Annotated in this window: 13 protein-coding genes; 3 read left to right on the top strand and 10 right to left on the bottom strand. The window is 36.5% G+C overall.

The genetic code is table 11. From position 1 onward, the window contains the following. Window positions 1-8: 8 nt before the first annotated feature. Both AC4BD1_RS04290 and AC4BD1_RS04285 read left to right on the top strand, forming a co-directional pair. On the top strand, window positions 9-344 hold the full coding sequence (locus tag AC4BD1_RS04290) for a helix-turn-helix domain-containing protein (RefSeq protein WP_206910029.1): 336 nt from the start codon (window positions 9-11) through the stop codon (window positions 342-344). 12 nt (window positions 345-356) lie between these two features. Next, the gene (locus AC4BD1_RS04285; protein WP_206910027.1) at window positions 357-701 is read left to right on the top strand and encodes an ImmA/IrrE family metallo-endopeptidase; all 345 of its coding nucleotides are present in this window, start codon (window positions 357-359) and stop codon (window positions 699-701) included. 136 nt (window positions 702-837) lie between these two features. Here the strand turns inward: AC4BD1_RS04285 and AC4BD1_RS04280 are convergent, their stop codons facing one another. The 7 genes from AC4BD1_RS04280 to AC4BD1_RS04250 all read right to left on the bottom strand — a co-directional run bounded on the left by AC4BD1_RS04280 (window position 838) and on the right by AC4BD1_RS04250 (window position 8,066). After that, a complete protein-coding gene (locus AC4BD1_RS04280) occupies window positions 838-1,113 on the bottom strand; it encodes an HU family DNA-binding protein (protein WP_002290178.1) in 276 nt (91 codons plus the stop codon). Window positions 1,114-1,356: 243 nt separating this feature from the next. Beyond that, entirely contained in the window at window positions 1,357-2,667 is a 1,311-nt protein-coding gene (gene der, locus AC4BD1_RS04275) for a ribosome biogenesis GTPase Der (RefSeq protein ID WP_206910025.1), read from the bottom strand. 186 nt (window positions 2,668-2,853) lie between these two features. Beyond that, on the bottom strand, window positions 2,854-4,086 hold the full coding sequence (rpsA, locus tag AC4BD1_RS04270; protein WP_206910022.1) for a 30S ribosomal protein S1: 1,233 nt from the start codon (window positions 4,084-4,086) through the stop codon (window positions 2,854-2,856). A gap of 149 nt (window positions 4,087-4,235) precedes the next feature. Next, on the bottom strand, window positions 4,236-4,913 hold the full coding sequence (cmk, locus tag AC4BD1_RS04265; protein ID WP_490485866.1) for a (d)CMP kinase: 678 nt from the start codon (window positions 4,911-4,913) through the stop codon (window positions 4,236-4,238). A gap of 41 nt (window positions 4,914-4,954) precedes the next feature. Then, on the bottom strand, window positions 4,955-5,572 hold the full coding sequence (locus AC4BD1_RS04260) for an SAG1386/EF1546 family surface-associated protein (protein WP_206910018.1): 618 nt from the start codon (window positions 5,570-5,572) through the stop codon (window positions 4,955-4,957). A 66-nt stretch (window positions 5,573-5,638) separates the two neighbouring features. Beyond that, entirely contained in the window at window positions 5,639-7,048 is a 1,410-nt protein-coding gene (locus tag AC4BD1_RS04255; RefSeq protein ID WP_490485865.1) for a RecQ family ATP-dependent DNA helicase, read from the bottom strand. Then, complete coding sequence (locus AC4BD1_RS04250) at window positions 7,032-8,066, bottom strand: helix-turn-helix domain-containing protein (protein WP_490485864.1); 1,035 nt, start codon at window positions 8,064-8,066, stop codon at window positions 7,032-7,034. Before AC4BD1_RS04250 ends, AC4BD1_RS04255 begins: the two co-directional genes overlap by 17 nt. Before the next feature lie 31 nt (window positions 8,067-8,097). Here AC4BD1_RS04250 and AC4BD1_RS04245 point away from each other — a divergent pair, with 31 nt between their 5' ends. Then, on the top strand, window positions 8,098-8,319 hold the full coding sequence (locus AC4BD1_RS04245) for a ferredoxin (RefSeq protein ID WP_206910011.1): 222 nt from the start codon (window positions 8,098-8,100) through the stop codon (window positions 8,317-8,319). A 196-nt stretch (window positions 8,320-8,515) separates the two neighbouring features. On the opposite strand, the gene AC4BD1_RS04240 is transcribed toward AC4BD1_RS04245, so the two are convergent. The 3 genes from AC4BD1_RS04240 to AC4BD1_RS04230 all read right to left on the bottom strand — a co-directional run bounded on the left by AC4BD1_RS04240 (window position 8,516) and on the right by AC4BD1_RS04230 (window position 12,498). Further along, a complete protein-coding gene (locus AC4BD1_RS04240) occupies window positions 8,516-9,256 on the bottom strand; it encodes an alpha/beta hydrolase (RefSeq protein WP_490485863.1) in 741 nt (246 codons plus the stop codon). Window positions 9,257-9,506: 250 nt separating this feature from the next. Further along, window positions 9,507-10,847 (bottom strand): M20 family metallopeptidase, encoded by a 1,341-nt coding sequence (locus AC4BD1_RS04235; protein WP_206910009.1) that lies wholly within the window; start codon window positions 10,845-10,847, stop codon window positions 9,507-9,509. A 130-nt stretch (window positions 10,848-10,977) separates the two neighbouring features. Further along, the gene (locus tag AC4BD1_RS04230) at window positions 10,978-12,498 is read right to left on the bottom strand and encodes a YfcC family protein (protein WP_206910007.1); all 1,521 of its coding nucleotides are present in this window, start codon (window positions 12,496-12,498) and stop codon (window positions 10,978-10,980) included. Window positions 12,499-12,746: the final 248 nt, after the last annotated feature.

Here is a 12,746-nt window from a genome sequence, read left to right as displayed (position 1 = left end):
TTTTTATAATGAGTTTATACGAAAGAGTTTCGAATCTTTCAAAAAAACAAGGAATCAGCTTAAATAAGCTTGCAGAAGATATTGGGCTGTCAAAAAATGTGATCTATCAGTGGCGGACAAGTAGTCCAAAAGCGGAAACTCTTGAAAAAGTCGCAGAATACTTTCACGTTTCAACAGATTATTTACTTGGACGAACAGATACACCTTCTTTGGGCACCAAATCAACGATACCAGAGGATCTCAATAAAATCTTAGACAATGTGAAAAGCTTTGATGGAAAACCGATGACGGACAATGACAGAGAGGCCATTCGCGCATTTTTAGAAGGACGAATGAGTAAGTAAGGAGTCTTTTTTATGGAAAAAATAAAGGAGCTACTCGCTAGTCATGGAATTGAGCTAGTCGTGATGGAATTAGAAAAAAGAGGCTATTATTTTGATGACTTGAATCTAATGGTCATCAATCAAAATCAATCAGAAGAAAAGCAAAAACAAGTGATCCTTCATGAACTTTATCATGCACTAAACCATTCAGAATTCAATGCATTATATAGCAATCCTGTCTTCCACTCAAAAATGGAAAACGAAGCGAATACTTCGATGATCAATTATCTGATTCAAGAAAATGATGGGCAATTCAACTACACAAGTGTATTGGAAGAATTTAATTTGGGATTAGGGTGGGAGTGTCATCTGAAATAAACAATACGTTTTGGAGACACATTACATTAATTGAATATTTTTTATGCCTCTTTATTTTTACTAATCAATAATGTAATTGTACTCTACATAAAAAGCGCTTGTAGCCATATGGCTACAAGCGCTTTTTATTACACAATTATTTAACTGCGTCTTTCAATGCTTTACCTGGTTTGAATGCAGGTACTTTGCTAGCTGGGATTTCGATTTCTTCACCAGTTTGTGGGTTACGACCTTTGCGAGCTGCGCGTTCGCGAACTTCGAAATTACCAAAACCGATTAATTGAACTTTTTCGCCGTTAGCTAAAGCATCTTGAATAGTTGAAAATACAGCGTCTACAGCTGCAGTTGCGTCTTTTTTAGTTAAATCAGTAGCTGAAGCAACTTTTTCGATTAATTCTGCTTTGTTTGCCATGGATTAGATTCACCTCCTCAACAAGAGATATGATGTAAAACATCAACCAATTATACAATCTGAGTGGTCCAGAAAGTTTAATAGAAATATTGACTTACTTCAATATTCTGTTATCACGATATCATATAAACCGCTTAATGGCAAGGTTTTTACTGATTTTAACGTGCTTTTTTTGGTCATTAAAACGTAATAAAAGAAAGTACCTTTATTCTTTGAAAAAAAAGAATGACTATGGTAAAATGCCTATTTTCTTCTTCTTGGAATGATTCGAATCGAAGTTCCCTCAAAAGTGAAAGCCTTACGAATTTGATTTTCTAAAAATCGTTCATAAGAAAAATGCATTAGTTCTTCTTCATTAACAAATACCACAAAGGTTGGTGGCTTAACAGCCACTTGCGTTGCATAAAAAATCTTCAAACGTTTGCCTTTGTCTGTTGGTGTTGGATTAATTGCTACAGCGTCCATGATGATATCGTTCAATACTGCGGATGAAACGCGTAGATTTTGATTCATGCTAACATCTTCAATCATTTCTGGCAGACGATTCAAACGTTGTTTCGTCACTGCAGAAACAAAAATAATCGGTGCATAATCAAGATAACGGAATTCATCACGGATTTCTTGTTCAAAATCACGCATGGTGTTTGTTTCTTTCTTCACTAAGTCCCATTTATTCACCACGATGATGACTCCGCGACCTGCTTCGTGTGCATATCCCGCAACACGTTTATCTTGTTCACGAATTCCTTCTTCAGCATTTAAGACCATCAAAACGATATCTGAACGGTCAATGGCACGCATAGCACGCATAACACTGTATTTTTCAGTATTTTCGTACACTTTCCCGCGTTTTCTCATCCCCGCTGTATCAATCATCAAGAATTTTTGACCACTTTCTGATACAAAATGGGTATCGATTGCATCACGAGTCGTTCCTTCAATGTCTGAAACGATTACGCGATCTTCACCTAAAATTGCATTGATCAAAGAAGATTTGCCGACATTTGGACGACCAATTAAACTAAATTTGATGGTATCATCGTCTTCTTCTTCCGTGTCAGTGGCAAAATATTTGACTGCCTCATCTAAAATATCACCAATTCCCAGACCATGACTCCCAGAAACAGGGTATGGATCACCTAGTCCTAACGCGTAAAATTCATAAATATCATTACGCATTTCAGGATTATCTACTTTGTTAACTGCTAAGATAACAGGTTTATTACTACGATATAAAATCTTTGCAACCATTTCATCCGCGTCAGTGATACCTTCTCGTCCACTAACTACACAAATAATCACATCTGCTTCATCAATCGCGATTTCTGCTTGATGCTTAATTTGTTCCATAAATGGTTCGTCACCTAAATCAATCCCGCCTGTATCGATCACGCTGAATTCACGACCTAACCATTCGCCTTTTGCGTAAATACGATCACGAGTCACTCCTGGAGTATCTTCGACAATCGAGATACGCTCGCCAGCGATGCGGTTAAAAATCGTAGACTTACCGACGTTCGGACGGCCAACGATTGCAATTGTTGGATTTGCCATATTTTTTCCTCCTCACAAGTTTCCAATCCTACTTAGTTTAACGAATGAACCCCAAACTTTCAAGCTTAGTTAATCAATTCCTCCAACTATTTTAGATTTTTCTTGATTATCACTAATCAAGAACGAAAAAATAAGACCAAGACAAAAGCTGTCACTTTCGTCTTGGTCTTAAATTACATGACTTAATTATTTATCTGATTCGTCGCCCGTCGTTTCTTCCACTTCTTCTTTTAACGCATCACCTAAAATATCACCCATTGTGAATCCAGTATTTTCTTCTGGCAATTCATAGGATTCAATATTTTTTGGTTCTTCTTCAGAAGCAGGTTTTTCTTCTAAAGCTTTGATACTTAAAGCAATTCGATGTTCATCTGGATTAACTTCTAATACTTTCACATCAACTGTTTGACCTTCTTGAAGTACTTCATGAGGTGTCGCAATATGTTTATGTGAAATTTGAGAAATATGAACAAGACCTTCTACCCCAGGGAAAACTTCTACGAAAGCGCCAAAGCTTGTTAATCGTTTAACTGTGCCTTCTAGAACAGCTCCAACTGGTGCTTTTGATTCAATGTCTGTCCAAGGTCCAGGTAATGTATCTTTGATTGATAGTGAAACACGTTCTTGCTCAGGGTTGATTGATAAAACTTTTACGTTTACTTCATCCCCAACAGCTAATGCATCACTTGGTTTTGCTACGTGACCATGAGAAATTTCTGAAACATGAACAAGTCCGTCAATTCCACCTAAGTCAACAAAAGCACCAAAGTCAGTCAAACGTGCAACACGTCCTTCAATGACATCTCCTTCATGAATAGCAGTTAATACTTCTTTTTTCTTTTCTTCTTTTTCAGATTCAACCACTGCTTTATGAGAAAGAATCAAACGATTTTCTGATGGTTCGATTTCAATAATCTTGAAGCTCAACGTTTGCCCTTTATACTCTGAAAAATCAGCTACAAAGTGATCTTCAACCATTGATGCAGGTACAAATCCACGTACGCCAACATCAACAACTAAACCACCTTTAACTACGTTTGTTACTGGTGCTTCGATAATTTTACCAGCTTGGAAATCTTTTTCGATATCTTCCCAAACTTTTTTTGCATCTAAACGGCGTTTGGATAATAAATAACTTCCGTTTTCTTTATCTTTACCAATTGTACTAATAACAACTAAGTCTAAAAGATCGCCAACATGAACAAGCTCATCAATGTCATCTACAGGTAATGTCGATAATTCTTTTGCTGGAACGACACCTTCAACGCCAGCACCTTCAATTCCAACAATTACTTGTTTGTCTTCAATAGCTAAAACTTCACCTTTAACTACATCGCCAACACTAACTTCTTGGACGCTCTTCATTGCATCTTCCATTGACTGATTGCTATCTGCTTGATTTTGATCAAATTCTGTCATAACACTTGTCCTCCTAACCAACATTATGCCGTAAGTACGGTATTAATTTAAGTTTAATTGATTCTTAAAAAAAAATAAAGCGATTTCGCCCGGTTTATTTGAAAATTCTCAACTTTCCGCTTATTTCATCGTTTTTTTTCAACCAAGCCTTATAATTGATAGCCTTTTTCGGAAATAACTTCTTTAATCATTGCTACCACTTCTAAAATAGATTTTCCCGTTGTATCAATTCGTACGGCATCTTCTGCTTGTTTCAACGGAGAAATTTCACGTGTCGAATCATAATGATCACGTTCTTGAATTTCTTTTGTTAGGGTTTCTAAATCAGTTGGGATCCCTTTTTCTTGGTTTTCTTTGTAACGGCGTTGTGCCCGTTCAGAAACACTTGCTACTAAAAAGATTTTGATCTCTGCATGCGGTAGAACGGCTGTTCCAATATCACGTCCATCCATTACCACGCCACCATCTTCACCAATTTGTTGTTGAATAGCAACAAGCTCTTCTCGGACTTTTCCATGTGCTGAAACTTCTGAAACAGCTTTTGTCACATCAGGCTGACGAATTTCAGCTGTCACATCTTGTCCTGAAACAAACACATGCTGGCCATCTGCTTTTTGTTGGAAAGAAATTGGATTTTCTTTAATCAAAGTAACTAACCCAACTTCGTCAGCAAAAGAAATTTGATGCTTGATTGCCAGATAGGTCACTGCTCGATACATAGCTCCTGTGTCGGTGTAAATATACTGAAAATCTTTCGCTAAAATTTTTGCTACAGTACTTTTGCCAGAAGAAGCCGGCCCATCAATTGCAATACTAATCTTTGTCATAAAAACGCTCCTCAAAAAAAAGCCGCAAAATGCGGCTCACATTATTTCACTCGTAATTCCTGTCCAGGATATAACATATAACTGTTGGGGTCCATTCCATTTAATTGGAACAATTGATCAATCGTGATTCCAGCACGCTCAGCTACTTGTTTTGGTCCTTCACCCGCTTGAACAACTGTCGTTGAACCAGCCACTGCTTCTGTTGATGAAGAAGGTGTTGTTTCTGTTTCTTGTGTGACTGTTTCACTTGAAGCTGGTGGTGTAACTGGTGCAACTGAACTTGAAGTTTCTGGTTCAATAATACTTGATTCTACAGTTTCAGAACTTTGAACTGTTGCAGTAGTTGAAGAGACAGTTGTTGACTCTTCTTTTGAACTCATGGTTGAACTTTCCACGATTGATGAAGTTGTCGATGTTGAAGTCGAACTTGCTGCATTATTACTTGAACCATTTCTAATCCAGAAGTAAGCTCCTGCAGGGATTGCGATACAAAGTACTAATAAAAACAAAAAGATTGATAAGAAAACAGTGTTTCCTTTCTTTTGTTGTCTTTGAGAGCTTCTTGAAGAATTTTCATCTTCAGTATCATAAATCGGTTGCTCCCACGGTTCTTGTGTTTCGTTATTTTCTGATGATTGATGTCTATCTTTTCTGCTCACCTTTGCTACCTCCTAATTTCTTTCGTGAGTATTATACCATAGGAAAATGGGCCATGCCGAAAAAAATTATCCCTCTACGTTTTTTTTAAATAAATTTAGTAAAATCTCTTCCCAGTTATTCTCAAAATGACTTGTTCTTACTTTTGTTTCTGCTGGAAGAAACCATGTTGCTTCGTCAAAATCACAACAATTTTTGGGTTTTGCTGTTAATTTTTCGCCAAAATAATTCAGAATAAATTCTCTGCGACAAGTAGTTGCATGGATATATCGTAACATTTGATATAAACGAAACTGTTTCTCTTTTTCTTGAAGCTTTAATTTTTCCATCCATCGATCTGGTTGATTTGTTTTTTTGACAATTTCTAACCATTTTTGTTGGAGTTCATCAAAGGGGCGTTCTAGCTCCTGCGCATGTGCTAAGTAAACTTCAAATCCTTGACGTTGCTCTTTCGCTAATTGATTAAAAAAATGATGTATCGCTTCATCTCCTGTTTGGTACAACAAAATGGCCGTACTTGGCTTCTGATCACGTCCGGCACGTCCGATTTCCTGCACATAATTTTCCAGACTATCTGGTAAATCATAATGGATAACATAACGAATATCCGCTTTGTCTACCCCCATGCCAAATGCGTTTGTTGCAATTAAAAATTGCAATTGATTTTGAGAAAATTGTTGCTGTAATTGGCGTCTTTGGCTCGCATCTAGACCACCATGATAATAGCCAATAGCGAAGCGACCACGTAATTCTGCATATAAACGCTCCACCTCTTTTTTCGTTGCACAGTAAATGATGGTCGCACCCTTTATTTCTTTCATAATCGCTTCTAGCTCTTCCTTCTTTTGAGTCGTTTCTCTTACAAATAAAGCTATATTTTCTCGATTCACTGAATGCTTAACGATTTTTGGTTTGTTTGTAAATAACACGGTCTCGATATCTCGTTGGACTGCATTTGTTGCTGTAGCTGTAAGTGCCAAGGTCACTGGAATCGCCAATTGGGTTCTTACTTCGCCCAAACGTTGATATTCTGGGCGAAAATCGACACCCCATTGTGAAACACAATGTGCCTCGTCAACTACGAAAAGTCCGATTTTTTGCTTTTTTAATTGGGTTAACATTTCTGATTGCAATAACATTTCCGGACTTAAGAATAAAAATTTATATTGAGATAAATGCTCCATAACATATTTACGTTCTGGAAAGGTCAATAAACTATTAAAGGCAACAACTCTTTTTTCGCCCATTTTTTGCAACTGCATAACCTGATCTTCCATTAGTGATAGCAATGGTGAAACCACAACGACCAAACCTTCTGATAGATAACCTGTTAACTGATAACATAAACTTTTACCATTTCCCGTTGGCAGCACAGCTAATACGTTGTCTTTGTTCAGCAATGTTTGAATAATTTCCTCTTGACCTGGGCGAAAAGTTGAAAAACCAAAATAACGTTTTAACTCAGCTGTTAAATTCATCTTTTCGTCCTCCTTTTAAAGCTCGTATTTGGTAAAAACGAAATTCACCATAATCAAGTGTACCCGTTTTGTTTAATTCTTGATAACGCCAAGTTTGGACAGGTGTCGCTTGACTCGCTAATAATTGGTTGGTCTCTTTCGAAATCAGCTGATCAAATGGAAAATCGTCTAAAAACAATGCCCATTCAACTAAGTGATCCGTTATTGTCCCTTTTTTCAAATGACGGTATGTCATGATTTCAGAGAGAGAATGCCCTTGAAGAAAAAGTTGTCGCGTGACTAGCATACTTTGATTGTAATTTTGTTCCAAAATAGGTAACAACAACTGACTGAATAAAAAATCTGGAAACCGTTGCAATTGGTTGAAAAAAGCGTGAACAGCTTGTGCCTGTTGCAAATAGACTGTCGTTTCATCCTCACTCGTCTCAATTAGTTGATAGGGCAGTAACCCGATTTGTTCATAACCAGAAAACTGATTGGCTAATAAATTAGCTTGTTCCTTCGTTAATTTGCCTAAACAAGTCGATAATTCGTGATAAATTGTATCAGCTAGCTGTTCTTTTGAATAGCCACTATGGACTAACCACGTTTTGATTTTAGTAGTATAAAATGGGCTGGTTTCTGCTGGTAAATATTCTGACTGATGCGCATTTAAATAAGAAACGACTTGAATAGCGAATTTTACCAATCGCCATGCCTCTTCCCAATTTCTACCATAGAGATCAAAATGTAAATCAGGATACAAGACATTCAATTTTTTTTGACGTTCTCTCCCTTTTGACGTCAAGAAAACTTCATTTTCTTCAATCTGAATCAAACCTGATTTTTCTAACTCAGTTAATCGTTCTTGATAGGTTTTCTGAGTTAGTTCTGGTAAACAATTGTGTGCCGGCAACAATTGGTTTAAGAATCCAAAAATCAATACGGAAGTTGTTTTTTTACCTGTCAATAATTGATAAAAAGAACTGATCCTCAACTTGTTTCTTGAGGGAAATAAAGATAGAATAAATAAAAGCATAGCAATTCTCCTTAAGTTAGGATGGTTAAACATGTCATTATTATGTAAACTTGTACCCGAACGTTGTATCGCTTGCGGCCTGTGTCAAATTGAGGCTCCTGATATTTTTGATTACGATGAAGAAGGAATCGTGCTCTTTGCACAAGAACCAGAAGCACATCAACAATTCGTCACCAAAGCAGAAACTGAGTATGTAAAGAAAGCCTATCAGAAGTGTCCCGTTCGAGCAATACTCTTGGAAGAACAAAAATAATTTATCATTCCTTCGACAAATCAATTATGAATTTTATAGAAGAATTTGTCTATCAAGATAGAACGAGCAAAAATTTTGCTCAAAAATAAACGTGAGTCCAGTCAGAAACTTCTCAAAAAAGTTAGCTCAGTTGCTACTTTTTCAAACTGTTTCGCTAGGCTCACGTTTTTATTTACTAATGATCGAAAGTAACGAACTACCAACCATTTTGCTTTAACCAGTTTTCAATCGTATTCACAAGGACGATCTGCTGGTCTTCATTCGTAATTTCGGCTTGTCCATCCTTTTTCTGTTCACCATACGAACCAAACCCACTATGATTTCCGCCATTAATCACCACGTACTTTGTTTGCGTAGGCAAATATTGTTTAGCATCTTCATATGCTTCTTGATTTAATACTTGATCTTTTGATGCAGTAATTGAAAGTACCGAAATTTTTGACTGAGATAATGTCCCATTTTTGTCAGGATAACTCGCTAAGAAAAAGATACCTTTATTCTTATCTGTCACATTTTGAGAAACATACCGACTACTCATTACTCCACCAAGCGAATGACCGCCAAAAACAAAGGTACGATCTGGAAAATCTTTAATCACTTTTTCTGCGCGATTTTTATCTAGTACCGCTAGATTAAGTGGCATTTTGACGATTGCCACGTCATAGCCAGTTTCAGAAAGTTTGCTTGCCCAAACGCTGTAACTTGTTGGCTCAACTAAAGCACCTGGGTAAAAAATAATGATTGGGTGTTGTTTTGCAAGTTTCTTTTTTGGACTTTCAAATAAAAGGTATTCCTTGTTATCAATTGCTTTTTTACTGGATGTTAATGCAGTTTGGCTTGGTTCATAAGTATTTTCTTTTAAATAATAATAGCTTCCAACACCAATCAAACTTAAAACAATCAGTATACCTAAGAATATTTTTCCTAATTTTTTCAAGCTACCATCCTCCTTTAATCCTCTTTTAGCTTATTATACGTGTATTTCAAAAAAATGACGAAAATAATTTCTTAATTATTCCAAACAAATAAAAAAGGAGATGTGATAAGATCTTATCACATCTCCTTTTTGAATAACTAGTGTTCAATAAGTCATTCCTTTAAAATAAGCACAAATCACTCAAAAATTCGAAAATAATTTCTAATCATTTTTCTTATTTTTTGAGTAAAATGCTTCTCTCACAAATAGCTTATTTCGCACACAAGCGATAAACAGCTTCAGCATAAATTTCCATAGCTTTATACATGCTACTTAATTCCCAACGTTCGTTTGCTTGATGCATGAAATCTGGTGTATCTGGGAACATTGCGCCAAATGCCACACATTGATTCATTGTACGAGCAAAAGTTGCTCCACCTGATACAAATGGTTCAGTCATGTCACCAGTGATATCACGGTAAGTTTGCAAAAGATTTTTTACTAATTCGCTATCTAGTGGCACGTATAACGAATCTAAGAAATCAAAATCTTCATAAGTTAATTCATATTTCTTCACTGTTTCAGCTAATTTTGCTACCAGATCATCTTTTTTGAATGTTACAGGAATACGCATATCCACACCAATTTTTGTTTGTTCTGGTGTGATTTCTAAGCTAGCAAAGTTCATTGTTAATTCGCCAGATTGCTCATCTTTCGTTTTTCCAACAACATGTTCACCGGTTGCATTTTCTTTCACCAATTTGCCTAAGAAATCAATTGGTGCAAAATCGAAGACTTCAGCTAAAGCCATAGACAAACGTGAAATAGCATTCACGCCTTCTGGTGCGTCCTTCGCATGGATACTTTTTCCAAGAACAATAATTGAATCACCATGATCTTCAAAATCAAAACCAAGTTTATTCAATGCTTCTTTCACTTCTTCTAATTTTTCACCAGAATATGGAGCCGCATCAGGAACTACGTTTAATGCGCCACCTGCTTTCACAGAAAAATCAGTAGTGCCAGGACCAGTTAGATAAGCTTGTAATAATCCTTTTTCAGCGTAAATCAATGGGAATTCAGCATCTGGTGCAAAACCTTGTGTGATTCCTTCTTCTTTTTCGTTGTATTTATCTAAACAGCGCCATAAGTTTTCTTCATCTGTCCCAAAAATAAAACGAATTCGTGTTTTAAATTCAATACCAGCATCCATCAATGATTTGACAGCATACATTGCAGCGATTGATGGTCCTTTATCATCTTGTGATCCACGTCCAATCAACCAACCATCTTTTACAGTTGGATCAAACGGTTTTGTATCCCAATTTTTTTCATCACCAGCAGGAACAACATCCATGTGACACAAAATACCAAACAATTCATCACCAGAACCAACTTCTGAATAACCATAATAGCCTTCTGGGTCTTTGAATGTGCGGAATCCTAATTCTTCGCTGATTGCTAACACTTTGTCTAATGCTTCAACAACTTTTGTCCCGAAAGGATGTCCTTTCCCAGTATCCTCTTCATCTAATACAGAAGGGATTCTGATTAGTTCATTAAGTGATTGTAACGCTTGTTCATGATGTTCTTTTGTAACAAATTGTTTCATTACACTTACCTCCTAATAAGATAAAAGACCCGATAGTTTGCCTACCGAGTCTTCTTAAAGCCAACTCAGTTAGCTTTGTTTACTTTATTATTCAATGATAGATGTTTCCAATCATTTTGTCTAGGCAAAACTAAATCATTGCTGCAACGCCGAGAATCACACAGATAGCTACGAATAAAATAGCAATTAGTTTACCAGTAAATTTCCACCAAACTGAGATGTCAAAACGAGCAATCGCAACAGCCCCCATAACAATAGCAGAAGTTGGAGTAATCAAGTTAACCAATCCAGAAGCAGATTGATAAGCAGTGATAACTAAGTCTTTACCTACACCAGCAAATTCACCCATAGGTCCCATAATCCCCATTGTAGCCGCAGCCAAGCCTGATGTTGATGGAATCAAGAATGACATTGGGATATAGAAGATGAACGTGATAATGATGAACACGCTTGAAGATAATGTGCTCAACCCTTGTTCTCCCCAGTGTAAAATAGTATCTGTAATCAAACCATTGTTCATAACAACCTGAATACCACGAGCAACAGCAACAACGATTGCTACACCAATCAAGTCTGATGCACCAGCTAAGAATTCTGAAATGAATTCAGATTCTTTCATACCGTATGTGAATGCAACAACGATCGCCATAACTAAGAATAACATAGTGATTTCTGGGAAGTACCAGTCACCAAGTGGTAACATATCAATCCCTAATACTGTACCAATTACAGGAAGACCTGTTAGCCAGTTTGTTAATGATTCAAAAATAGTAAAGTTTTCATTCAATGTTGTCCAAGGAATCAAGCTGATGATCATGATACCAAAAGTAATAAAGAATAAAATGTTAACAGATTTTTGTTTGCTTGTAATTGTTTCTTGACGGCCAATCGATTCGATATCGAAGTGTTTCATGTCTTCTTGTCGTTGGTTATAAACCAAAGACTTGGTTGGATCTTTTTCGATTTTTGAAGCATAACGATAAACATAAATGATTGAAATACCTAATAAGATCACAAACATTAAGAAACGTAAGCCAATTCCTTCACCCATAGAGATACCAACAGCTTGTGATGCTACCCCAGTGGCAAACGGATTAACTGTTGAAGCCAAACAACCTACTTGCGAACCAACTAAAACGATTGCAACGGCTACTACAGTATCAAAACCAACAGCCATCATAACTGGAATTAGTAACGCATAGAAAGGAATTGTTTCTTCGGCCATTCCGTAAGTTGAACCACCTAAAGCGAATAAAATCATTAAAACAGGAATCAACATTTTTTCTTTGCCTTTAAATTTCTTAACGACAGAAGCGATTCCGGCATCTAATGCACCCGTTTTATTGATAATTCCTAAAAATCCACCCACGATCAAGATAAAGAATGAAATCGGAATAGCTGCTGGTGTCGCACTTGTTAACTCACCCGCTTCAACTCCCAACATCCCATTGATTGGTGCCATAAAAATATCCCAAAGACCTTGTGGATTTTGTTTTACTCGTTGATACGATCCAGCGATGATATTGCCTGCATCATCTACACTATAGTGACCAGCTGGAATGAACCAAGTAAGGACAGCGATAATTGCAATGATAATGAATAAGACCGTATACGCTGACGGCATCTGAAATTTTTTCTTTTTTTGTTCCATTTTCTTCTTCCTTTCCCTTTTTCATTTTTAGAATCAAGTAATATTGGTTCCATCGTTATTTTATCAAAAAGAGCGGCAGAACAAAAATAATATCTCGAATAAATGATACTTTTTGTTCAAAAATCCATTAATAGTGACGACTCATTGCCTCCTTTCATCTAAGATACTTCTTTCAAAGTAATTGTAGCCTGTCTCTTTGTTTTGTAAACAAGCCTATTCGTCATTCAAAAAGAGAAGAATCTCACATT

The sequence above is a fragment of the Enterococcus sp. DJ147D b genome (assembly GCF_058216655.1).
This window is presented reverse-complemented; position numbering and strand designations above follow the sequence as displayed.

Excerpts from the sequence above, each read along its gene's own strand:
- AC4BD1_RS04290 (WP_206910029.1), top strand. The coding sequence starts at position 9 with ATGAGTTTATACGAAAGAGTTTCGAATCTTTCAAAAAAACAAGGAATC.
- AC4BD1_RS04285 (WP_206910027.1), top strand. The coding sequence starts at position 357 with ATGGAAAAAATAAAGGAGCTACTCGCTAGTCATGGAATTGAGCTAGTC.
- AC4BD1_RS04280 (WP_002290178.1), bottom strand. The coding sequence starts at position 1,113 with ATGGCAAACAAAGCAGAATTAATCGAAAAAGTTGCTTCAGCTACTGAT.
- der (WP_206910025.1), bottom strand. The coding sequence starts at position 2,667 with ATGGCAAATCCAACAATTGCAATCGTTGGCCGTCCGAACGTCGGTAAG.
- rpsA (WP_206910022.1), bottom strand. The coding sequence starts at position 4,086 with ATGACAGAATTTGATCAAAATCAAGCAGATAGCAATCAGTCAATGGAA.
- cmk (WP_490485866.1), bottom strand. The coding sequence starts at position 4,913 with ATGACAAAGATTAGTATTGCAATTGATGGGCCGGCTTCTTCTGGCAAA.
- AC4BD1_RS04255 (WP_490485865.1), bottom strand. The coding sequence starts at position 7,048 with ATGAATTTAACAGCTGAGTTAAAACGTTATTTTGGTTTTTCAACTTTT.
- AC4BD1_RS04250 (WP_490485864.1), bottom strand. The coding sequence starts at position 8,066 with ATGCTTTTATTTATTCTATCTTTATTTCCCTCAAGAAACAAGTTGAGG.
- AC4BD1_RS04245 (WP_206910011.1), top strand. The coding sequence starts at position 8,098 with ATGTCATTATTATGTAAACTTGTACCCGAACGTTGTATCGCTTGCGGC.
- AC4BD1_RS04235 (WP_206910009.1), bottom strand. The coding sequence starts at position 10,847 with ATGAAACAATTTGTTACAAAAGAACATCATGAACAAGCGTTACAATCA.
- AC4BD1_RS04230 (WP_206910007.1), bottom strand. The coding sequence starts at position 12,498 with ATGGAACAAAAAAAGAAAAAATTTCAGATGCCGTCAGCGTATACGGTC.